We start from the raw sequence: 21,480 nt of genomic DNA, 5'->3' as shown, positions 1-21,480 counted from the left end.
AAAAATACAGTAGATAAACGGGCATCGGGGATTTAGAAACGATTGCCCGCAAATCGGACAGAGTGGCAATCATTAAGTCAACTTTTATTCAATCCAATATCATGACCAGTAGAAGGGATTTTCTTAAAAATGCAGCACTGGCTTCTGCGGGTGTCGCAGCAGGCGCCAATGCTTTCGGAGCGGCCAGCTACCGCCGTATCTTGGGTGCAAATGATCGCGTAAGGGTAGGTATCATCGGTTTTTCGGACCGTTTCCGCAGTTCGCTGGCACCTTCCTTCGGAGATCACGCCAAAGAACTGAACTTTGAGTTCATGGGTGTTTCCGACCTCTGGAACCGCCGCCGCGACGAAGCGGAGGCATTTATCAAAGGCAAACCCTATTCGGCCAGCGAATTTGTAAAGGCACGCAATAACGAAGAGCTCCTCGCCCGCAAGGACGTGGACGCGGTGATCATCAGTACCGCCGACTTCCAGCATGCGCTGCATTGCGCCGAGGCGGTGAAATCGGGCCGCGATGTGTATGTCGAAAAGCCATTTGCCGAAACCCTGGAAGATGCCAAAGTGGCCCTGAAAGCCGTAGAAGCGTCGAAACAGATCGTACAGGTGGGCTCGCAGCGCCGTAGTGCGCCGAATTATTGGGCAGCCTATGAGTATATCAAATCCGGCAAATTCGGGGATATCACCACGGTTGAAATGACCTGGAATGTAAACCAGCCCGGCCGCTGGCGCCGGAAGGACCTCGTCGCGCAGATCCGCAAAGAGGATACCGACTGGGACCGCTTCCTGATGAACCGTCCGAAAGTAGAATGGAACCCGCGCTACTACCTCGAATTCCGTTTGTTTTATCCCTATTCGTCGGGTATTCCTGGACAATGGATGGCGCACCAGATCGATACCGTGCACTGGTTCTCGGGCCTCGACGCGCCGCGTAACGTGGTAGCGAACGGCGGTATCTATACCTGGAAAGACGGCCGTACCAATGTCGACACGTTCAGTGCGGCATTCGAATACGGTCCTTTCGATGATAAGAGCAAAGGCTTCCAGGTGATTTACTCTTCCCGTTTCAACAACGAGGCGGGCGGTGTAAAGGAGTATTATTATTCCAATGGCGGGATGATCAATCTCGATACGAACAAGATCACATCCGAAGGCGGTCTGAAAGAAAGAGATGCCAAGGGAATGGGCTTGCAGGCTAATTTGCTACCTGAAATGTCGCTGAAAACAGGAGAGAAAATCGCTACCGACGCCAATACCGGCGCCGATCCGATGACATCCCTGCACATGCGCAACTGGATGGAATGTATCCGCAGCCGTAAGGAATCCAATGCGCCGGCCCGTGTAGGGTTCAACCATTCGGTGGCGAACATTATGGCTACCAAGGCGTTACATACCGGCAAGCGGGTAAGTTGGGACCCGAAGAAAAAGGAAATCGTGCTTAGCTAATCCACCAAAAAGATCTGACAGTGAATTTGAAACATACTGCTTTGGCACTGACTGCTTTGGCCCTGGCCGGAAACGCGGCGCTGGCCCAGAAGGTGGAACTTATCCGGAAGGACAGCGAGAAAAAAGTAGAAGTTAAAGTCGATGGGAAGCCATTCACCGCCTACTACTATCCTGGGGAAAAAGTGCTTAAAAAAGCCGTGCTATATCCCGTGATGACGCCGAAAGGCACAGTGATCACCCGCGGCTGGCCGCTCGACCCCCGCGCCGGCGAGCGTGTGGACCACCCGCACCACGTGGGAATCTGGCTCAACTACGAGGATGTGAACGGTAACGATTACTGGAACAACTCCGACGCGGTCAACCATGAAAGGCGCGCGTACGGCACCATTATCCACACCGGAATCACTTCGGTGAAAAGCGGCAAGGACAAAGGCGAGCTCACGGTAACTGCCGACTGGGTGGATAAAGACGGCACGCTGACCTTGAAAGAGGTAACCAAATATACATTCAGCGGCAAAGGCGACACCCGTATCATCGACCGCTCGACAACGCTGACGGCCGTACTGCCGGAAGTGAATATGCCCGACGTGAAGGACGGCATGTACGCGATCCGCGTGGGGCGTGAGCTGGAATTGCCATCGACCAAGCCGGAGATTTTTACCGACGCGAGCGGCATTGCCACCAAAGTGCCCGCATTGAACAATGACGGAGTAACCGGCAATTACCGCAACAGCAACGGCATCGAAGGTGAGACGGTATGGGGTAAACGGGCAATCTGGTGCAACCTGACGGGAAAGATCAATGACGAGAATATCAGCATTGCGATGATCGACCATCCTAAGAATGTCGGTTATCCGGCTTACTGGCATGCCCGCGGGTATGGCCTTTTCGCTGTAAACCCGCTGGGTATGAAGGCGCTGAGTGACGGCAAGGAGACGCTGAATTTCAAACTGAAAAAAGGCGAATCGACCACGTTCCGCTACCGTCTGGTAATTGCCTCCGAGCATTTGAAAGATGCCACCCTCAATGACCTCGCCGCGGCTTATGCCAAGACCGAATAGTGTGTAACCAGCACCGGTGCGCTACCGCCTAATAATTGCTTCCGGGCATTTGAAAGGTGGTGCATTGAACGGCCCCGCTCCCGGCGAAATAGTTTGTAAATAGCAGATAGAATGGGTAGCCAGCGACTTTTCGCTGGCTATTTTTTGTGACCCTGAAATCTGCCGGTATGGATTTGGAACACTACGAAATCGAGAAACTGGATGAGCTAAGGTACCGGTTTTACAGCGTCGGGCCGAAAGGCAAATTTGAAATGCGGGTTAAGTTTACGTATATCTGGCAAAACACATTCAACCTCGGCTGTGGCTTACTGGACCCCATATCCGAAGCATTAGACGATCGGGTGTAGCTTAGAAATAGCGATAGCCAGAAGATACTGGCCACAGTGGCCAATGTTGTTCTTTTGTTTCTGGAATTGCGCCCGTCGGTACGCGTGTTTGCCACCGGAAGCACCAAAGCGCGAACGCGGCTGTATCAAATGGGCATCAATAAGGCATTGCCGCTGTTGAGCGACTACATTGTCCAGGGTTACAAGCTGGAAAGTCGCTATGACGACGTGGGAGTGAAAATCGCCGCCCGAAGAGGAGGATGGCGTGAAATCCAACTCGGAGTTGAATACGAGGCGTTTTTGATTTACACAGAATCAATTTTAAATTAGTATATACTAAATCGGAATGCCATGTCGCTAATTGAAATGAGAAAGATCAAGGTGAAACCAGCCAGCGGGCAGATCGTGCGTCCGGTTAATGAGGACGAATTCTTCGAAAAGAAAGCCGAGGAAGCGAGGCGTTTTCTGGAACTCAACCCACCTCCCGAGCATCTTTTTAAAAAGAAATAAAAGCAATTTAACCGAGTGCCGCTACCGCGTAATAATTGCTTCCGGGCATTTGAAAGGTGGTGGATTGAACGGCCCCGCCACCGGCGAAATACTTTGCATCAGGCTGGCGGAGATGGTGATCACCCGGAGGCCCGGATTTTTGCTGCCGGAAGCACAAAGTCAAGGACTCGTTTGTATCAAATGGGGATTAATAAAATTTTGCCGGCATTGAATGGCGACGTCATCGTCGGCTACGCAGTTCAACAAACCAGGGACAACATATCGGGAGAAAATTCGCAAGGCGGCGGCCGATGGTGTTCCATTGAGTCAGGAACGACCTACGAAGCCTTTTTCCTCGAAAAGAATCCCGTCCCCGAGCACCTTTTGAAAACGAAATATCACTTCTCCATTGTTCCCGGCGAATGCCAGCTGAACACGTGATATGTAGCTGGGGTCTTGCCTACGTTGCGGATGGTATGCGTTTGGTTGGAGGCCTGGAAAATGACCGAGCCGGGGCCGATTTTCTTCTTCTCGCCGTTGACGAGCGCTTCAACGGTACCTTCCTTGATAATCAGTACTTCTTCTTCCGGATGCTTGTGCGGCGCATGGGCCGCTTCGCCTGGGTTCAGCGTGGTGACGTGGCATTCCAGCTCGTCGAGCGTGGCCGTTGACGACCTGAAAAATGTGCGAACGGATCCAATCGTCGTATTTTTGACGGCAATGTTATTCCATTCGAATGCGGATGATTCCAGGACGGCGGTTTTGGAACGGGCGATGAAGCAGGTCAATGTGAGACAGACAGAGATAGAGGATACGACCAGGTCGCGTTTGGTAATTTTCATAGAGGAATAGAGAGTAGTTTTCCATAGAAAGACTTCTATGTAACCAGTTTACCTTGATATTTTTATCGAAATAGTTAAAATTTTTAAGTGATTAGTTTAAAACTATTTCCCCGCTTCGCACAAGATTTTGATAATCTGCAAATATGCGCTATCCTTGAAGCGGTAAACGGCGCGTAAACCCGTTGCCATTTTTTACGCTCTGTCATTCATGGAAGATCAATCAAGAAGGAAGTTCCTGCAAAACGCGGGCATGGCGTCGCTCGCTTCGGTGACAGGCGCGGCTGCGGGGCCGGAAAGGACGAAAGAACTTTTTATACACCACGTTTTTTTCTATCTGAAAGAACCCAACAACGCCCAGCACGAGGCGCAGCTGCTCGAAGGCCTGTACAAGCTGGCGAAGATACCCGAAATCCAGTATGTGCATATCGGCAAGCCGGCCGTGACCAACCGTCCTGACCTCGTGAAGGATTACACGGTCTCGTGGATGTGTTTTTTCAAGAATATCATCGAGGAGGAAATTTATCAGACCCACCCGATCCACGTCGATTTTATGAGGGATTATGCGCATTTGTGGGAAAAAATGGTGGTGTACGATTCCATCGGCCCCAAAAATGTCGGATAGCAATGGCTGAGGTTACTACTACAAAGCGGAATGAGAAGATGAAAGAAAATTTCAAGGAAAATCACCCCGAATGCCGGGAAATGATCCTGCCCGTGCGGGACGCGCTCGATGTCATCAGCGGCAAATGGAAAATTTCAATCCTGATCGCCATGAGCCTCGGTAACAAGCGTTTTATGGAGTTACAGAATGCTATTCCGAACATCACGCCGCGCATGTTGTCGAAGGAGCTGAAAGAGCTCGAAATGAACCTGCTTATTGAGCGAAAGGTCTACGATAGTTTTCCCCCGGTAATCGAATATGAGCGTACCGCACATGCGCAAACGCTCGAACCGCTGATCGAGGAGCTGCGGCGCTGGGGGGAATACCATCGGCTGGTCGTAACGGGCACGAACATCCATCACCCCGTAAAAGAGTTCCAGGATTGAGGTAAAGTTTGCGCCGGACCGCCTTTGTGATTTTGCAAGTGAAAACTATCGACAGGATCATGAACCTCTTTACCCGTTTGACTATTTCGCTGGCCGCATTAGGCCTGTCGCTCTCTCCATCGCACGCACAGCAGCGTTCGGACGCGATCCGTTTGAACCAGATCGGCTTCTACCCGGCTGGCCCGAAAGTGGCCGTAGTCGCGTCGGATGCTGCCGGGACGTTCGAAGTGAAAGATGCCAAATCGGGGAAAACGGTGCTGAAAGGCAATCTCGGTGTCGAGCGGACGAGCCAGCATTCAGGCAAGCATACCCGCCTGGCCGATTTTACCGCATTGAAAAAGGCTGGTTCTTATATCGTTGAAATACCCGGCGTAGGCAAATCCGCGCCATTCAAAATCGACGCCCGCATTCACCGCGAGGTCGCCGAGGCTTCATTAAAAGGCTTCTACTACCAGCGGGCGTCCATCGAACTCCCTGAAAAATACGCGGGCAAATGGGCACGCCCTGCCGGCCATCCCGACGATAAAGTCCTGATCCACGCCTCCGCGGTGTCGGATGGGCGGGTAGAGAATGCCGTCATTTCTTCAACGCGGGGCTGGTACGATGCCGGCGATTATAACAAATACATTGTCAATTCGGGCATTACGATGGGCACATTGCTGTCGCTGTACGAAGACTATCCTGCTTATTTCGAAGACTTTAACACCAATATTCCCGAAAGCAACAACGGCGTCCCCGACCTGCTGGACGAAGTGGCCTGGAACCTCCGGTGGATGCTCACCATGCAGGACCCTGCCGATGGCGGTGTTTATCACAAACTCACCAACCCGCGTTTCGACGGAATGGCAATGCCGGATGCCGCAAAAAATCCCCGTTATGTGGTGCAAAAAGGCACGGCAGCAACGCTCGATTTTGTCGCCGTGATGGCGCAGGCCACCCGCGTTTTCAAGAATTTCGACCATAAATTCCCCGGCCTGGCCGACTCCTGCACGACTGCCGCCGTGAAAGGCTGGCAATGGGCCGAAAAGCACCCCGCCGTGATGTATAACCAGGACGAGATGAACAAGCAGTTCGATCCGGACGTGGTGACTGGTGCTTACGGGGACCGGTCGGTGAAGGATGAATGGATATGGGCAGCTTCGGAAATGTTCGCGCTTACCGGCAAGGCCGAATACCTCGAAAAGGTGGATTTGGAACTCTCGCAGGCATTTGCGTTGCCCACATGGAGCCAGGTTAAAACGTTGGGCTATTACACCCTTTTGCGGCCACAGCAACATGTGGCGATCAAGCCGGAGGTTTCGAAGGCGATTCAAAAACAGCTCATTACCTATGCGGACGGGCTGCTTGCAGACTTGGACAAACAACCTTACCACACGGTCATGGGCAAGGCAGCGCAGGACTACGCCTGGGGAAGCAGCTCGGTGGCGGCAAATCAGGGCATCGCTTTGCTGAATGCTTTTCGTTTGACCAAAAATCAAAAATACCTGCACGCGGCGCTGGGCAACCTGGATTACCTGCTAGGCCGCAATGCGACAGGCTATTGCTTTTTAACGGGCTTCGGTTCGAAACGCGTCATGCACCCGCATCACCGTCCCTCCATTGCGGACGGTATCGTAGATCCGGTACCGGGGTTGCTATCCGGCGGGCCAAATCCGGGGCAGCAGGACAAATGCGCCGGTTATCCCAACAAATTTGCCGATGAATCATTCGTGGATCACGACTGCTCGTACGCTTCCAATGAGATCGCCATCAACTGGAATGCACCGTTGGTGTACCTGGCGGCTGCATTGGAAGCGTCGATGCAATAGCGGCTTATCAGGCTTTTTTGCCCTTGACCGGTACGGTTTCGGGGGTTTCGTTATAGCCCTTCTTTTTCGTCATATTGCCTTTTTCCGATTTCTGAATGGCTTCCTCTTTGATCTTTCCGGAAGGTTGCAGGCTATCGTCTTTTTGTTTCGCCTTACTTCTCAGGCCGCCCTGGCTGGGTGAGCCGCCCTCTACGTCTTTGCTTTTGGTTTCCGTTTTCATGGTTTCTGAGGTTTGATGCTTGCATTACAATTTCCGTTCCTGCCGCATTGGCCTTACTTTTTTAGCAAATTTCAGTAGAACGCCCTCTTCGGCCGACTCTTTATCAAACTACAATCCGACAAACCGCATGAACCTCTTCAAATCCATCTCTCAATTACGTACGCTGCTTAAAAACATAGACATTGAAGCGATAGGCAAGCTGTCGCAAAAAGTAGACCTGAACCAGCTGATGGGAGTCGTCTCCAAAATGAGCGATGAAGACCTGGGCAAAATGCTGAAATTCATGCAGTCCGGTTCGGGTAAAAAGAAAGCGCCACCCGTCGTGAACGGTGATTTCTATGAACTCGCCTCGACGCTTAACCCCGAAGAACGGGCCATTCAGCAAAAGGTGAGGGAGTTTATGGAAAACGAAATCAAGCCGATTGCTAACTACTATTGGAATAATGCGCAGTTTCCAATGCATATCATCCCGCTGATGGCGAAGCTGAATATCTGCGGACTTACGTACCACGGCTATGGCTGCGCAGGCCGCTCGGCTTTGCTGGAAGGGTTTATCGCGATGGAAATGGCACGCGTTGATTCGTCCATCTCGACCTTTTTCGGCGTCCATAGCGGGCTGGCGATGGGTTCGATTTACCTCTGCGGTTCGGAGGAGCAAAAGCAGCAATGGCTCCCGGTCATGCAGCGTATGGAGGTGATCGGTGCATTCGGGCTTACGGAACCGGAAGTAGGATCGGGGGCGGCCGGCGGGCTCACCACCACCTGCAAGAGGGAAGGGGACGAGTGGGTGATCAACGGACAGAAGAAATGGATCGGTAATGCCACGTTTTCGGACATTACCATTATCTGGGCGCGTGACCTGGATGACAACCAGGTGAAAGGATTTATCGTGCGGAAGGAAAATCCGGGTTTCAAAGCGGAGAAAATGGAAGATAAAATGGCGCTGCGGACGGTGCAGAATGCCCTGATCACCCTCACCGACTGCCGGGTACAAGAGGCCGACCGGCTGCAAAACGCCAATTCCTTCAAGGACACCGCCAATGTGCTGCGCATGACCCGCGCCGGTGTGGCCTGGCAGGCGGTAGGATGCGGCCGCGGCGCGTATGAGCTCGCATTGAAATACACGATGGAAAGAAAGCAATTCGGCCGACCCATTGCCGGGTTTCAGCTCGTGCAGGACCTGCTGGTAACGATGCTGGGCGATCTCACGGCCATGCAAACGATGGTTTACCGGCTATCGCAATTGCAGGATGCCGGTGACCTGGCCGACGAGCACGCGTCGCTCGCGAAGGTGTTCTGTACGCTGCGTATGCGCGCGATCGTGGACCACGCGCGGGAGCTTTTCGGCGGCAACGGCATCCTGCTCGAATACGACATCGCCCGTTTTGTGGCTGATGCCGAAGCCATTTACTCCTACGAAGGCACGAAGGAAATCAATTCGCTCATTGTCGGAAGGGCCATTACAGGTGAAAGTGCGTTTGTGTAGTGTGAAAACAGGGCGCATTACAATGTGCCCGCCTTCATTTTGATCAGGGGGATTTCAAAAGCCTGGTAAGCCTGGCCGGTGATTTTTTGCGCCTCGACGGCTTTGGTTTGCCATTCGATAGCCTCGTCTTTGCGGCCTAACTTGTATAAAATATGGGCGTAAGTGTCCAGGTAATTCGGATCGCCGAGCTGGTAGGGCGTCTGCACGGCGCGGGTGCCTTTGCGCTCCGCTAATTCCATCGCTTTCTGGGACCAGGTCAATGCTTTTGCCAGCGCTTCCTTGTCGCGCGTGAGCTCAAAGATGTGGTATGCATGCTCATTCAGCTCTTTGTGGATAAACTGCGAGGGCGGCATGAATGCAATCGACATGGCCGTAACGCCTGTTTCGTCCCGCTTCGGCTGCTTCTTCCTGTTCATTAAGGCGCGGCGCTGTACGTCGAAGGCAGCGTCGTCGATGGCATTCAGCGAGTCGACAGTGAGGGGCATATAGTGGGTTTCAACGAGTTTGGACACCTGCGCAATGTATTTCCGGGTGTCGCGGATGCCGTAATAGTAGCGGATCAATGCCTTATCGTACGCCATTTCGCTCTGTCGGCGGTCGGAAAGGTCACTATCCCTTGCAAATTCGGCAATTTTGACGGCGTAGTCTTCGTCCCTTTTCCGGATTGCCTGCACGAAAGAGTTTTCCATGATGCCCTCGTTCACCAGCTTTCGGTTTTCAGGGGTGGATGATTTAAAAATACTGTCGGTCAATGCCTGTGGCGCCTGGCTTTTAATCCGCTGATAAGCCTGGCTGTTCAGCGCCGGCGCGAATTCGTAGATTTCCTTCACGGTCTGAAAGCGGCGCAGCGAATCCTCGGGTAATCCGGTAACATATTCGTCGAGCAGGCCGTCGATCGCCATCGAGGCTTCCCGCTTTTTAGCCATATACTCTTTCAAAAAAACGGCATCGCGCTTGCCCGATTTGTATTCTTTGTCATAATCCGCAAGCTGCTTTTTGCCTTTGCGGCTCCATGCCACCTTTGCGCCCTGCTCGTAGGTTTCCCAATCGCTCGTCGAACCGTTGTTGACATGCAGGATATTGCCGTTCGGGTCCACGTAAAGCGACAGCAGCGAGCTCATAATGCCGAATTGCTGCGCCAGGCTCCGGCCGTTCGGCGTGGCCACATTGCACCGGATGCAGATAAAATTATCGTCAAACATATCTTTCAGCTCCGGCTTGCTGAAACCCATCGTAGCTACCTCGTTGCATTGCACGCAGTCGCTGTTTTCAAAATGGATAAATATCAGTTTGTCCTGCGCTTTCGCTTCTTTGGAAAGCTCTTTCCAGGAGGTATTCGCGTCGACGAATGTGATCTGCGCCCGGCTTTGGAGGCACAAGAGTACGGTAATGGCGAGTAGCAGCTGTTTCATGTTGTATCAATGCGTTTTGCAAATGCAGGGGATCCTCTGCCTATCGTTTCAGTGTACCTGATTTCATTTCGTTCAGGTCTTTTTCCATCGACACCCACGACATGCCGCTTACCTTCTGGGCTTCCACAGCTTTCGTCTGCCATTCGATCGCCTCATTTTTCCGGCCGAGTTTATAAAGTAAATGCGCATAGGTATCCATGTAGGCCGGGTTGCCGAGCGGCAAATGGTTCTTGTCTTTCCTCAGTTCCTCATGCCATTCCATCGACCGCTTCGACCACATTAATGCCCGTTCGAGATCTCGCGGCTGGTTGTTCCAAAGGTAGTAGCGCCACGCGTGATCGTTCAGTTCATGGTGAAACTGCTGCGAAGGCGGCGCAAAGCGGACGGCCTGCTTTTCGCCGGCCGGGCCGAACGGCGTCTGGGCGGCGAGGCTCTTTTGCAGTGCGGCCTCGTCCATTCTTTTGAGCGAATCGACGGTCATCAGCATGTAGTTTTGTTCGATGAACTGGCGGCACTCGCCGAAATAGCTGGCTGTATCTTTTACCTGCTGATAATACCAGAGAACATTCCGGCGGTATTGCAGCATGCCGAGCTGGTAATTTTCGTGATAGGTTTGCTGCGTGTAATATCCGGCCTGGTGTGCCAGCTGCGAATTTTTGGTTTCGACCGCTTTTCGCAAAGTATTTCCGATAATGCCATTATTGAATGCGACCTTTTCGGCTGGCGAAACGGATTTGTACAGGCTGTCGACCATTCCGTGGGGTGCGAGTGCCTGCACGAGTTTATAGGCGCGGCTGTCCATTGTCGGGCCTTGTTGGTAAATGAATTTAATCACGTGAAAATTACTGATTGAATCGACCGGCAGTTTACCTACATATTCATCCAGCAAATCGTGGGTCGGCATATTGATTTCCCGGCGTTTTTGAATAAATGCCTTTAAGAATGCAGCCGACTTTTCGCCGTTTTGATATTCTTTTTCAAAATCGGTTAACTGCTTTCCGTTCCTGCGGCTGAGCGCCACCTGTGCCTGTTCCAGGTAGGCTTCCGGCTGGCTGGTCGAACCATTGTACCGCGTGAGGACATTACCATCGGGATCCGTGTACAAAGCCACCAATGCGCCCTTGATATGCAATTTCTCCGCCAGCTTCCTGCCGTTTTCCGTTTCCACGCGGGTGCGGATCGCGACGAAATTCTTTTGAAATACATCTTTCAATACCGCGCCGTTGAAACCCTGCGAGGCAACCTCGTTACAGTGTTCGCATTCGCTGCTTTCCAGCTGGATAAAAATCAGTTTCTTCCCTTTTTTTGCCGTTTTGGAAAGCTCTTCCCACGAAGTATTCGGGTCGACGAAAGTAATTTGTGCGAGGCTTTTAAAGGAAATGGTTAAGGCAATTACCAGTAGAATTTGTTTCATGTTTGTCAGGTTGATGAGGACATTCAAATGTAATTTAAATTTTGTAACCGATTGTTAAAGCAAAATGAATAATTGGTAAGACAAATGTCAGCGAACGTTGCCATTCAGCCCGGCCTGGTTTAATTTGTACCTCGTAAAACAACTACTATCCACGTGCAGACACCAGTTAGCATCCGGCGCGCATCCGCCGCCGACCGCGAAATCATTTACCATATGATATGCGGATTGGAAAATACGGTCCTCGACCGCGGAGGTTTCGATCGTGCATTCGAACGTAATATCGCCAGCCCGAACATTACCTATTTTCTTGCTGAGCACGGCGGCAAGCCTGTGGGTATGGTGAGCTGCCATATTCAGCCGCTGCTCCACCATGCGGCGCTCGTGTCGGAGATACAGGAAATGTACGTCGAGCCGGAGTATCGCTCGCAAAAGGTGGGGAATGCATTGATGCGCCATGTGACGGCGTTTGCGAAAGGCGAGGGGGCCATCCAAATGGAAGTGACCTCGCGCGCTACCCGTGAGCAGGCGCACAGGTTCTACGAGCGGGAGGGTTTTGCGAAGTCGCATGTGAAGCTGGTCAGGTATTTCAATGAAGCATAAAAAAGCACCGGGCCAACGTCCCGGTGCTTTTTGCATTACCCTAAACCTTCAACTATAACCTTTAAAATCTTAGTATCTGCCTCTGTGACGGCCATCGCGTGACCAGCGGTTGCGGTCGCGGCTGAGCCGGCGGGTATCCGACATGAGCTCGTGCAGGTCGTTGCGGAGAATGCGTTCCTCGCGGTTCGACAGACGTCCGCGGTGGGCGAAATGCCGTTCCTTATCCGAGATGTTCTCGTAACGGTTCATGAGCATATTTGCTTCACGGGAAGTGAGCGTGCCCCATTGCACACCATTGGCTATATTTTGTCGTGCTTCTCTCTGGAGTCTGTTAATCTCGGACATCCCTTCACGGTTATAACCGTCGCGATAATCACCGCGATCGTAGCGCGGACCATATTGGGCGGAAGCATTGGTGAATCCTAATGCGAGAACCACTGCGGCAAAAAGTATCTTTTTCATAACCCAAAAGTTTTAAGTTTCGTGGGTTAGAGGGATAGCTGCGGCAGAGGTTTAAATGGGGATTGTTAACGATTGTTAACCGAAAATGATACTTTTTTAACCGTTTGAAAATCAGCCGCCGATAACCGTGCGAATGGCTTCCTGCGCTTCCGCCAAAACTTCCTCGACCTTTCTGCCGGCCGGTTCAATGCCGGGCAGCACGGTGAAGTTTAAGGTGCAGAAAGATTTGAGGGGGAAAATTCCTTTGCGGTTCATAGCGCCGGTGCCGTCGATCGCCACGGGGACGATGAGCGCATCCGGGGCACGTTTCAGCAGCGTAGCCACACCGCCGGATTGGAACGGTTTCATGGCGCCGCTGGCGGTGCGGGTACCTTCGGGGAAAATAATGGCGGAGGCCTTTTCGTCCTGTATCAGCTTGCCGAGGCGGGCGATCTCGGTAATGGCCTGCTTGCCGTCCTTGCGGTTAATGAGCGCCGCGCCGCTTTTGCGGAGGTTGTAGGAAATGCTGGGTACGCCTTTTGCGAGTTCTATTTTAGAAACGAACCGGGGATTGTACCGGCGCATAAACCAGTAAATAGGGGCGATGTCATAGCTGCTCTGGTGGTTGGCAACAAACACAATGGGCCGGTTGTCGGGCAGCTGGGCAAGGTTTTTGAGCCGGATACTCGCACCGGTGAGGTAGAGGCCGAAGGTGAGGGAGAAATTGAGCCAGTCGACCGATACTTTGTGTGCCTTTTTACCGAATATATGGAATGCGATGACCTGGATAACATGGAAAACTAATAGGGTCAGGCCGAAATGGATCAGGTAGAGGGTACTTAGAACGTAATCGAGGATTTTTCTCATTCTTATTTTTTCTGCAAAAATAGTCGAAAACTGTTTTGGTTATGCCAAATTCTAAAACCTGAAATGATAATTGTCATTCAAATCTTACGTATAATTCACGTTATTTGTAAAATAGTATTTAGTGTTTAAATCGAAATTCCAATGGATATTACACTTTCAGCCGAAAGGCTTGAAGTAATGAAACATATAGGCAAAGACCTCGACGGGCTCATTGCAGAATACCTGAAACCGATCGATGAAAACTGGCAACCATCTGACTTTCTGCCCGATGCTACGAGAGAGGGCTTTTTGCACGAAGTGAAACTGTTGCAGGAAAGTTGCCGGGATTTGCCGTACGATTACATTGCTGTGCTGATCGGGGATACGATTACGGAAGAAGCGCTGCCGACGTACGAATCTTGGCTCGTGGACGTGATCGGCGTGAACCAGGTGGACGAGCCGGAATCGGGCTGGGTGAGATGGGTGCGTGCCTGGACGGCGGAGGAAAACCGCCACGGCGACCTGCTGAACAAGTACCTCTACCTCTCGGGCCGTGTGAACATGCGCGCCATGGAGGTTTCCACGCAATACCTCATCGCCGACGGTTTCGACATCGGCACCGACCGTGATCCTTACCGCAACTTTATTTATACCTCTTTCCAGGAGCTTGCTACCAACCTCTCGCACCGCCGCACGGCCACGCTCGCGAAGAAGTTCGGTAACCCGCATTTGTCCAAAATCTGCGGTGTGATCGCGTCCGACGAGATGCGCCACGCGAAGGCTTACAAGGCTTTCGTGACACGCATCCTGGAAGTGGACCCTTCGGAGCTCGTGCTCGCGCTGGAAGATATGATGAAGAAAAAGATTGTTATGCCTGCGCATTTTATGCGTGAAACCGGCGTGAAAATGGGCGAGACGTTCTCCCACTTTTCCGACGCCGCGCAGCGCCTGGGCGTATACACGACCATCGATTACATCGATATCCTCGACGATCTGCTCGTTGAATGGAATATCGGCGCCGTGCGTGATATCAATGAAAAAGCGGAAAAAGCAAGAGATTACCTGATGGCTTTGCCGGCCCGTTTGAGAAGGGTCGCCGACCGCACCCGCGTTCCCGAGCTGGCTTACGAGTTTAGCTGGATTAGCCGGTAATGACCGCCGACCGCTGACGACTGACCGCCGACCGCTGACCGCCGTTTTTTTGGGAATACTGAAAAATCTGACCGCCGACCGCTGACCGCCGTTTTTTTGGGAATACTGAAAGAATCGGCTGTCGGCCGTCGGCCGTCGGTCATCAGCTGTCAGTCGTCGGCCGTCAGTCGTCAGATTACTCCAACAACATCACCGCCCCCTTCTTGCTGATTACCTTTCCTTTCGTCGAAACTCCTTCGATTTCCCACACGTAAGTGCCCGAAGCAGCGGCGCTGCCCTTGAAAGTGCCGTCCCAGCCTGCATTCAACTGATTGGTAGAGAATACCACCTGCCCCCAGCGGTTGTAAATACGAAAGTAACGGATCGTTTCGATGCCGTTGACGACCGGGAGCAGCAACTCGTTCCTGCCGTCGCCGTTCGGCGTGAATGCTGTGGGGATATTAATGCTTTCCTGTCGTTTGATCGACAAATTCACCTGCCCCTGGCCCGTACAGCCCAGCTCGGAAGTCACATCGACGGTGTAGGACCGGTCTTCCAGCAACAAGGCAATCGGGCTCTGGATGTTCGGGTCGTTGAGGCCATCGGCCGGAGACCACAGGAATCTTGCCTGCGCGTAATTTTGTACCTGCGGTGAAGTAGCATTCAGCTGGAAAGGCACATTGTATTCCACGACGGCATCAGGCGTCACATTCACCTCGATTTTCGGTGCTATACCCACGCGAATGGTGTCGGTTTGCGTACAGAAGCCCTTGGTTGCCGTCACAATGTAGGACGTCGTAGCAGGCGGTGCAGCAATGGGCTCGCGTGCCGTGGCATTGTCCAGCCCGGCCAGTGGCGACCATGCGAAGGACTCGCCGTTACTTTCCGTCACCAGCTGCACCGATTGTCCTTCGCACACGGTCGTATCGGGCATGATGCGGACGTTGATATCGCTTGTGAATTGCAGGGCCACATTTTTACCTACCACGCAGTCGTTGCCGTCTTTGACGAACACCCGGTAATTACCCGCCGGCTTTTTGAAGATGTTTGAAGCCTGGTAGTTCACCGAATCCATGGAATACTGGTAGGGCGCGGCGCCGTCCTTGGGCGTAAGCGCGATGGAGCCCTCGGTACCGGTGTCGCAGTTGCCGGCTGTCACACTGGTCGTAAGGTCGAGGTTGCTGATAATCGCTTGCTTGCTGTTTTCGAGTGGCTTGTTCGGACATCCGGGGTTGGCCACCGTGAGCGTGATGTTCTTTTTGCCGGGCGAATTCCAGTTCAGTACATAAGGCCCCATTCCCGACCCGGATACCACGGTACCGCCGTCCCAGTCCCACTTGATATCATACCCCGTTCCCGGCGCCGGAATGGAGCCCGTGTATTTGATTTCGATGTTTTTGGGAAACTCGCAGGTAGGATTAGGCGAGATCGAAAAGTCGGCGTAGGAGTTGATATTGGCCTCGTAGCAGATCTCTGAGAACGATTTATCGACATCCGTTTTGGAAAAATACCGGTTATGGAATGCGAGATACGCAAAATTTGCCTCACCCGATTCGCAGGATTTGATCTGGTCGTCGCGGAAGATGTAAATTGGCGTGCCCGCTTTTCCTACGTAGTTCTTTTGTAAATCTTTATATGAAGTAAAAAGCTGATTGTCAACATACACGCTCACGGTGCCTGTCGCGCCGTCACGCGTGAATGTGAGCAGGTAATAGGTAGAATTGTCGAAATACGGGCAGTTTCCCTGGATGCCGTTGGGATAAAAATCAAGGCAACGCTCGTTGGAACCGGGCGGTTTTTTGAAATAAATACCATTATCCGATGCGCCGTTGGAAAAGTCGATGATACGTGTCCAGTCAGGTCCCCAGGCGGTCACTTTCAGGTAAAGCTGGATGGTATATGTTTCGGTGACGAGGCCGTTCGTATTGGGATACATGAAACCCCAGTTCAGATTATTGTGGTAAACTGCCCTTTGCACACCGCAGGGAAGCACGTCACGGGAGAATATCCCCGGCAAAGTACCGGCCGCACACGAACCCAGCGCCGCAGCCAGCTGCAAATCGGGGCCGCATTCGGGCTTCGCTACTTCGAGATTGTTATTGAAACGGTAGGTATGCTTGGTTTGTGCCCGGGCAAATGGCACGTAAAAAAGAAGAAAAAGAAGAATATGTAAAGCATTCCACTTCATATCATTGCCCTGCATGTCGAACGTGAGTGTAAAAATCGGGATCCAAAATTACGTGAATTACACATAAATAGATGCCGGGTTACCTCTTTTTTGATGGAACGGGCTAAAAACGGACGAGGCCCGCAAGTGCAGGCCTGGTCCGACAACCATATATATGTGAGAGTTTACTAAGGAATGGCCCTGACGTTACCCCGGCGGATCATGAGATTATCCTTCGTTTTGAGGTCGTCATGCAGCATTTGGCGGAATGTGTCCACGGTCTTCGTCGCGGCCAGTCGCTGGCCTTCCGGTGCCGGGATGCCCATTACATCCAATGCTTTCCGGAGCAACGTTTCGTTCTCGTCACCGAAAGGCAGGTAAGGCACGGTGGCATCTTCCACGACGTAATCGGGCGTCATACCGTTCACAGTCCCGTAGTCCGACTCGCCGTTCGCGTTCGCGGTTTGGCCGAGCATGATGTAGGCACCCCATTTCCAGCGCTCCTGATCGTCGCTGATCAGCGAACCGAAGAGGTTTTTACCTGCGGTGTGCTCCCCGATTTTGATTACGCTCATATAAGGCTTCAACCCGTTGATCACGAGCTCGGAAGCCGATGCTGTACCGTTGGATGTAAGTACGAACACGCGGCTCAGGCTGCTCCCGATATTGTTCGCTTCGTTCAGGAAGTTGTAGTTCAATGCATTGGCACCCTGTGTTTTTTGCCAATAGGCCGTGTATTTGTCGTTCCATTGTTCCGTATAGAAGATTTTGGAACTCGAAATACCGTTGCCGATCAGTGAAGCGAGCGTTTCAGCGGAACTGATATAGCCACCCGGATTGAACCGCAGGTCGAGCACCAGCTCATTCACACCCTTGCTTTTGAAATCGGCAAATACCTGGCGCAGTTCATTATCATATTTCGATTCGTCGGCGTCGGTGCCGGGCACGAACTGGGTGTAAACGAGGTAACCGATATTTTTCCCGTATGCCGGTTTGGAAATCACCGTCGAGAAAAGAACGGGATCTTCGCTCACTTGTGCCTTGGTCATGGTCACCGTCTGGCTGCTGGCCACGATGCCCGACCCCGACACTTCCCCGAGCGTGAATGTGGCCGTTTCGTTGCTGCTAAGCAGGGTCGTGTAATTGGAGGAAGTGAGCTGCGTACCATTCACTTTCAGGAGGATGTCGCCCCTTTTGAGCCCGGCCGTCTCCGCCGGGCTACCTTTTACGACATAGTTCAGAAATGCCGCGATATTGGATTTGCCATTATCAATGTAAGACAACGAGTAACTGATCCCGAAGATCTTGCTGATGCCGTTAAACTCGTTTTGCAATGCATCGATATCGTCGGTCACCATCGAGAACCGGTCGACGGTGGAGCGCTGGTAAACGAGCTTTTCAAAGAAATCATTCGGGTCGATGCTGGTATCGAGGCTGCTTTCGGCGGGAAGGTTTTTGTACCAGAAATACGCGTCGTTCATCACATCATATAGCCAGCTATTGATTTCGGGGTAATCGGCAGCTGTGGTAGAATCCTTCGTCTCGACGGCCGGGTCGACATCCTTGTCCTTGCAACCCACGATCGTCAACGCAAAAGTCAGGACATAAAGAAGATGTAGTTTTCTAAAATTCAACATAGTGTTCAGTTTAAAGTAAAGAAGTAAACTGATTTGACATAGGCCGTATTGCAATAGGAGTTGATCAGTGTTATACTCCTGTTACGTAGGGGGAAGGAGAAATGTGGCGGTTTGGAAGTGAAATTTTGATGCGTGGATTTCGGGGCGCCCCGGCAGGGGCATCCTGTTTGTAGAAACCGATCATAAGCATATAAAACGGCTCCGGCGGAGCCTCCTGACTGGTCTGTTCAGGAAGCTCCGCCGGAGCCATTACGATGGGTGCTTGTTATGATGTTAGAAACAGGTGGGTCCGCTGGGCCCCGTTGATGCTATCCTCACGCGGTTGCCGGTGATGCGAATGGATTAAATGCCTGTCAACCCCCGGAAAAAATTCCTGGCGATGATGGCGTATTCCAGTGGGTTGGCCTTTGCCGGGTCTTGTTCGGCTTCGAGGACGATCCAGCCGGCGTAGTCGCTTTCCTTGATGATCGAGAAAAGGGACGGGAAGTCGATGCAGCCTTCCGGGTCGCCGGGGACGGTGAAAACGCCGTTTTTGACGGCGGTTAGGAAGCTCAGGCGTTCGTCGTGTACGCGTTGGAGCACATTCGGGCGAACGTCCTTTAAATGGATATGCGCTGTGCGGCCGATGTATTTCTGCAACGCCGCTACCGGATCTTCGCCTGCGAAATGGAAATGGCCGCAATCGTAGTTGAGGAACACGTAGTCGGGGTTGGTTTCGTTCAGGAGACGGTCCGTTTCCGCTATCGACTGAATGCAGGTGCCCATATGATGATGGAATGCCAGTTTCATCCCCCGGTCGCGGGCAATCTTTCCCAGCTCGTCGAGGCCGTATGTGAAGCTGTCCCATTCTTCACGGGTGTTCAGCATTCCTTTGCCTTCGAAGACGGGAACATTCATTTGCCCCTGGCAGCTATTACCGGTTTCACCCCCACCGATCACCTTCGCGCCCATTGTTTCCAGGAAATCGAGCAGTTTGGTGAAATTTTCGCGGTTTTCGGCGAAAGATTTGGTCGTGAGTTCGTAGCTGTTCCACTGGTTGCAAATCTGCAAGCCGCGCAATTCCAGCGCCTTTTTCAGCACGTTGGTATCGCGCGGAAATTTGTTGCCGACCTCGCAGCCGGTAAATCCGGCCAGCGCCATTTCACTCACGCATTGCTCGAAAGTATTTTCGCCGCCGAGCTCCGGCATATCGTCGTTGGTCCAGTTAATGGGCGCTACGCCGAGTTTGATGTTGTCGAAATTCATTACAGGAATATCCGTTGTGTTTTCTTGTTTTCTTTGTAAGTCTCAAATGCCTTTTGCACGGTCGCGGAGGTGGATACCTCGGCTACCGGCACTTCCCACCAGGCGTGGTAGCCCTTCACGGTGCGGTAAAGGCTGGTTTCGATGTAGATGACGGTCGTGCGGTCGGCGGTTTTGGATTGTGCCAATGCATCTTCCAATGATTGCCGGTCGGTTGCGCGGATGACGTTGGCGCCAAGGCTCTCCGCGTTTTTAGCCAAATCTACCGGCAGAAAACTCCCCGACAGCTGGCCCGTATTATCCTCCCGATATTTGTACATCGTACCAAAGCGCTCGCTGCCAATGCTTTCCGAAAGTCCGCCGATGCTCGCGTAGCCGTTGTTGTTCAAAAGCAGGATCGTGAAACGAACGCCCTCCTGAATGGCCGTAACGATCTCGTGGTTGTTCATCAAATAGCCGCCATCGCCGCAGATTACGTACACTTCGCGGGTTGGATCGGCCATTTTCGCGCCCAGGCCGGCCGCGATTTCGTAGCCCATGCAGGAAAAGCCGTATTCGAGGTGAAAGTTCTTCGGGTCGGTGGCGCGCCAGAGCTTGTGCAGGTCGCCCGGCGCACTGCCGGATGCGTTGATCATCACATCGCGGTCGTCCATGAAGCTGTTCAACGTACCGATCACGACAGCCTGGTCGATAGGCGGAACGGTACCATTGCCTTCGGCATAGATCTGCGTCACCTCGTCGTCCCACGCTTTGTTGATCTGCGCAATGTGCTGCCGGTAATCTGCGGCTACTTCGTGGCTGCCCAGCAAGGTGCCCAGCTCTTCCAGTACGGCCTTCGCGTCGCCGATCACCGGCAATGCGGCGTGTTTGAATGCGTCGAACTCGCTGATGTTGATATTGATGAAACGGACATCCGGATTTTTGAAGATCGATTTGGAAGCCGTCGTAAAATCGCTGTAACGCGTGCCGATACCGATCACGAGGTCGGCCTGGTTGGCTACGTCGATGGCGTATTTGGTACCGGTAGCGCCCAGCCCGCCGACGCAATACGGCGCGTCGTAACGTACAGCCCCTTTTCCGGCGAATGTTTCGCCGACGGGTATGCCCGTTTTGGAAGCAAAATCATGCAAAACCTCCGTGGCACCACTGTAAATGGCTCCGCCGCCGGCTACGATTACCGGCTTTTTGGCGGATCTGATCCATTCCGCTGCTTGTTGGAGCGTCACCAGGTCGGGGCGCGGTCGACCGACGTGCCACACGCGTTTTTGGAACAGTGATTCCGGAAAATCGTAGGCGTGCGTCTGCACATCCTGGGGCATCGATAAGGTCACGGCGCCCATTTCGGCCTGGGAAGTAAGCACGCGCATCACTTCCGGCAGGGAGTAAATGAGTTGCTCAGGCCGGTTAATGCGGTCCCAGTATTTGGAAACCGGTTTGAAACAGTCATTGACCGAAATATCCTGCGTTCCGGCGCTTTCCAGCTGCTGCAATACGGGGTTCGGTTCACGGGTAGCGAAAATGTCGCCGGGGAGCAGAAGCACGGGCAGCCGGTTGATCGTCGCCAATGCGGCGCCGGTGATCATATTCGTGGCGCCCGGACCGATGGAAGTCGTGCAGACGAATGCACCCAGCCGGTTTTTAACCTTCGCGTAAGCCACCGCCGTATGCACCATCGACTGCTCGTTGCGGCATTGGTAGTAGCGGAAGTCGGGATTTTCCTGCAACGCCTGACCGAGCCCGGCCACATTACCGTGCCCGAAAATGCCGAAGCAGCCGCCGAAATACGGTTTTTCCACGCCGTCGCGCTCGATGTATTGATTTTTTAGAAACATAATGGTAGCCTGCGCCACCGTGAGTCGTCTTGTCATG

At 52.7% G+C, this 21,480-nt stretch carries 20 protein-coding genes and 1 pseudogene; 11 read left to right on the top strand and 10 right to left on the bottom strand.

The annotated features are described in order from the left end of the window. The first annotated feature begins 101 nt into the window (after positions 1–101). The 5 genes and pseudogenes from H144_RS0122755 to H144_RS35145 all read left to right on the top strand — a co-directional run bounded on the left by H144_RS0122755 (position 102) and on the right by H144_RS35145 (position 3,759). Positions 102–1,442 carry a Gfo/Idh/MocA family protein gene (locus tag H144_RS0122755; RefSeq protein WP_019944423.1) on the top strand — a complete coding sequence of 447 codons (1,341 nt, stop codon included), beginning with the start codon at positions 102–104 and terminating at the stop codon, positions 1,440–1,442. A gap of 41 nt (positions 1,443–1,483) precedes the next feature. Beyond that, positions 1,484–2,503, top strand: a complete 1,020-nt coding sequence (locus H144_RS0122750; RefSeq protein WP_019944422.1) for a DUF6807 domain-containing protein — start codon at positions 1,484–1,486, stop codon at positions 2,501–2,503. A gap of 167 nt (positions 2,504–2,670) precedes the next feature. After that, positions 2,671–3,159: pseudogene (locus H144_RS35150) on the top strand (DUF6934 family protein). A 36-nt stretch (positions 3,160–3,195) separates the two neighbouring features. Further along, positions 3,196–3,339 carry a hypothetical protein gene (locus H144_RS34410; protein ID WP_157505034.1) on the top strand — a complete coding sequence of 48 codons (144 nt, stop codon included), beginning with the start codon at positions 3,196–3,198 and terminating at the stop codon, positions 3,337–3,339. Between the two features lie 15 nt (positions 3,340–3,354). Then, positions 3,355–3,759 carry a DUF6934 family protein gene (locus tag H144_RS35145; RefSeq protein ID WP_374754597.1) on the top strand — a complete coding sequence of 135 codons (405 nt, stop codon included), beginning with the start codon at positions 3,355–3,357 and terminating at the stop codon, positions 3,757–3,759. Here the strand turns inward: H144_RS35145 and H144_RS0122725 are convergent. Then, positions 3,717–4,160, bottom strand: a complete 444-nt coding sequence (locus tag H144_RS0122725) for a cupin domain-containing protein (protein ID WP_019944417.1) — start codon at positions 4,158–4,160, stop codon at positions 3,717–3,719. The genes H144_RS35145 and H144_RS0122725 overlap by 43 nt on opposite strands. A 208-nt stretch (positions 4,161–4,368) precedes the next feature. Here H144_RS0122725 and H144_RS0122720 point away from each other — a divergent pair, with 208 nt between their 5' ends. From H144_RS0122720 to H144_RS0122710, 3 genes are read left to right on the top strand one after another with little or no spacing between them, the layout of a single operon-like run. Further along, complete coding sequence (locus H144_RS0122720; protein ID WP_019944416.1) at positions 4,369–4,782, top strand: Dabb family protein; 414 nt, start codon at positions 4,369–4,371, stop codon at positions 4,780–4,782. 38 nt (positions 4,783–4,820) lie between these two features. Continuing rightward, complete coding sequence (locus H144_RS0122715; protein WP_019944415.1) at positions 4,821–5,207, top strand: winged helix-turn-helix transcriptional regulator; 387 nt, start codon at positions 4,821–4,823, stop codon at positions 5,205–5,207. Between the two features lie 59 nt (positions 5,208–5,266). Further along, positions 5,267–7,015, top strand: coding sequence for a glycoside hydrolase family 9 protein (locus H144_RS0122710; RefSeq protein WP_033403190.1), 1,749 nt, complete (start codon positions 5,267–5,269; stop codon positions 7,013–7,015). Positions 7,016–7,022: 7 nt separating this feature from the next. Here the strand turns inward: H144_RS0122710 and H144_RS0122705 are convergent, their stop codons facing one another. After that, positions 7,023–7,235, bottom strand: coding sequence for a hypothetical protein (locus tag H144_RS0122705; protein WP_019944413.1), 213 nt, complete (start codon positions 7,233–7,235; stop codon positions 7,023–7,025). A gap of 127 nt (positions 7,236–7,362) precedes the next feature. On the opposite strand from H144_RS0122705, the gene H144_RS0122700 reads away from it, so the two are divergent. Beyond that, entirely contained in the window at positions 7,363–8,721 is a 1,359-nt protein-coding gene (locus H144_RS0122700; protein ID WP_019944412.1) for an acyl-CoA dehydrogenase family protein, read from the top strand. A 17-nt stretch (positions 8,722–8,738) separates the two neighbouring features. Here the strand turns inward: H144_RS0122700 and H144_RS0122695 are convergent, their stop codons facing one another. Both H144_RS0122695 and H144_RS0122690 read right to left on the bottom strand, forming a co-directional pair. Further along, positions 8,739–10,133: a thioredoxin family protein gene (locus H144_RS0122695; RefSeq protein ID WP_019944411.1), complete on the bottom strand. Its 1,395-nt coding sequence runs from the start codon at positions 10,131–10,133 to the stop codon at positions 8,739–8,741. 40 nt (positions 10,134–10,173) lie between these two features. Beyond that, entirely contained in the window at positions 10,174–11,547 is a 1,374-nt protein-coding gene (locus tag H144_RS0122690; protein WP_026350919.1) for a hypothetical protein, read from the bottom strand. A 153-nt stretch (positions 11,548–11,700) separates the two neighbouring features. Here H144_RS0122690 and H144_RS0122685 point away from each other — a divergent pair, with 153 nt between their 5' ends. Beyond that, positions 11,701–12,147 carry a GNAT family N-acetyltransferase gene (locus H144_RS0122685; protein ID WP_019944409.1) on the top strand — a complete coding sequence of 149 codons (447 nt, stop codon included), beginning with the start codon at positions 11,701–11,703 and terminating at the stop codon, positions 12,145–12,147. 69 nt (positions 12,148–12,216) lie between these two features. Here H144_RS0122685 and H144_RS0122680 read toward each other — a convergent pair whose 3' ends face one another. Beyond that, positions 12,217–12,609: a hypothetical protein gene (locus H144_RS0122680; protein WP_019944408.1), complete on the bottom strand. Its 393-nt coding sequence runs from the start codon at positions 12,607–12,609 to the stop codon at positions 12,217–12,219. A 111-nt stretch (positions 12,610–12,720) separates the two neighbouring features. Then, the gene (locus H144_RS0122675; protein WP_019944407.1) at positions 12,721–13,455 is read right to left on the bottom strand and encodes a lysophospholipid acyltransferase family protein; all 735 of its coding nucleotides are present in this window, start codon (positions 13,453–13,455) and stop codon (positions 12,721–12,723) included. Positions 13,456–13,596: 141 nt separating this feature from the next. Here H144_RS0122675 and H144_RS0122670 point away from each other — a divergent pair, with 141 nt between their 5' ends. Beyond that, the gene (locus H144_RS0122670; RefSeq protein ID WP_019944406.1) at positions 13,597–14,586 is read left to right on the top strand and encodes an acyl-ACP desaturase; all 990 of its coding nucleotides are present in this window, start codon (positions 13,597–13,599) and stop codon (positions 14,584–14,586) included. Positions 14,587–14,761: 175 nt separating this feature from the next. Here H144_RS0122670 and H144_RS0122665 read toward each other — a convergent pair whose 3' ends face one another. The 4 genes from H144_RS0122665 to iolD form a co-directional block, all read right to left on the bottom strand. Further along, positions 14,762–16,753 (bottom strand): T9SS type B sorting domain-containing protein, encoded by a 1,992-nt coding sequence (locus tag H144_RS0122665; RefSeq protein WP_157505032.1) that lies wholly within the window; start codon positions 16,751–16,753, stop codon positions 14,762–14,764. 167 nt (positions 16,754–16,920) lie between these two features. Continuing rightward, positions 16,921–18,369 (bottom strand): S41 family peptidase, encoded by a 1,449-nt coding sequence (locus H144_RS32355; RefSeq protein ID WP_157505030.1) that lies wholly within the window; start codon positions 18,367–18,369, stop codon positions 16,921–16,923. 342 nt (positions 18,370–18,711) lie between these two features. Then, entirely contained in the window at positions 18,712–19,614 is a 903-nt protein-coding gene (gene iolE / locus H144_RS0122655; RefSeq protein WP_019944403.1) for a myo-inosose-2 dehydratase, read from the bottom strand. After that, positions 19,614–21,479 carry a 3D-(3,5/4)-trihydroxycyclohexane-1,2-dione acylhydrolase (decyclizing) gene (gene iolD, locus H144_RS0122650; RefSeq protein WP_026350917.1) on the bottom strand — a complete coding sequence of 622 codons (1,866 nt, stop codon included), beginning with the start codon at positions 21,477–21,479 and terminating at the stop codon, positions 19,614–19,616. The genes iolE and iolD overlap by 1 nt, the downstream gene beginning before the upstream one ends. Between the last annotated feature and the right edge of the window lies 1 nt (position 21,480).

This window comes from Dyadobacter beijingensis DSM 21582 (assembly GCF_000382205.1).
Taxonomy (GTDB): Bacteria; Bacteroidota; Bacteroidia; order Cytophagales; family Spirosomataceae; genus Dyadobacter; species Dyadobacter beijingensis.
This window is presented reverse-complemented; position numbering and strand designations above follow the sequence as displayed.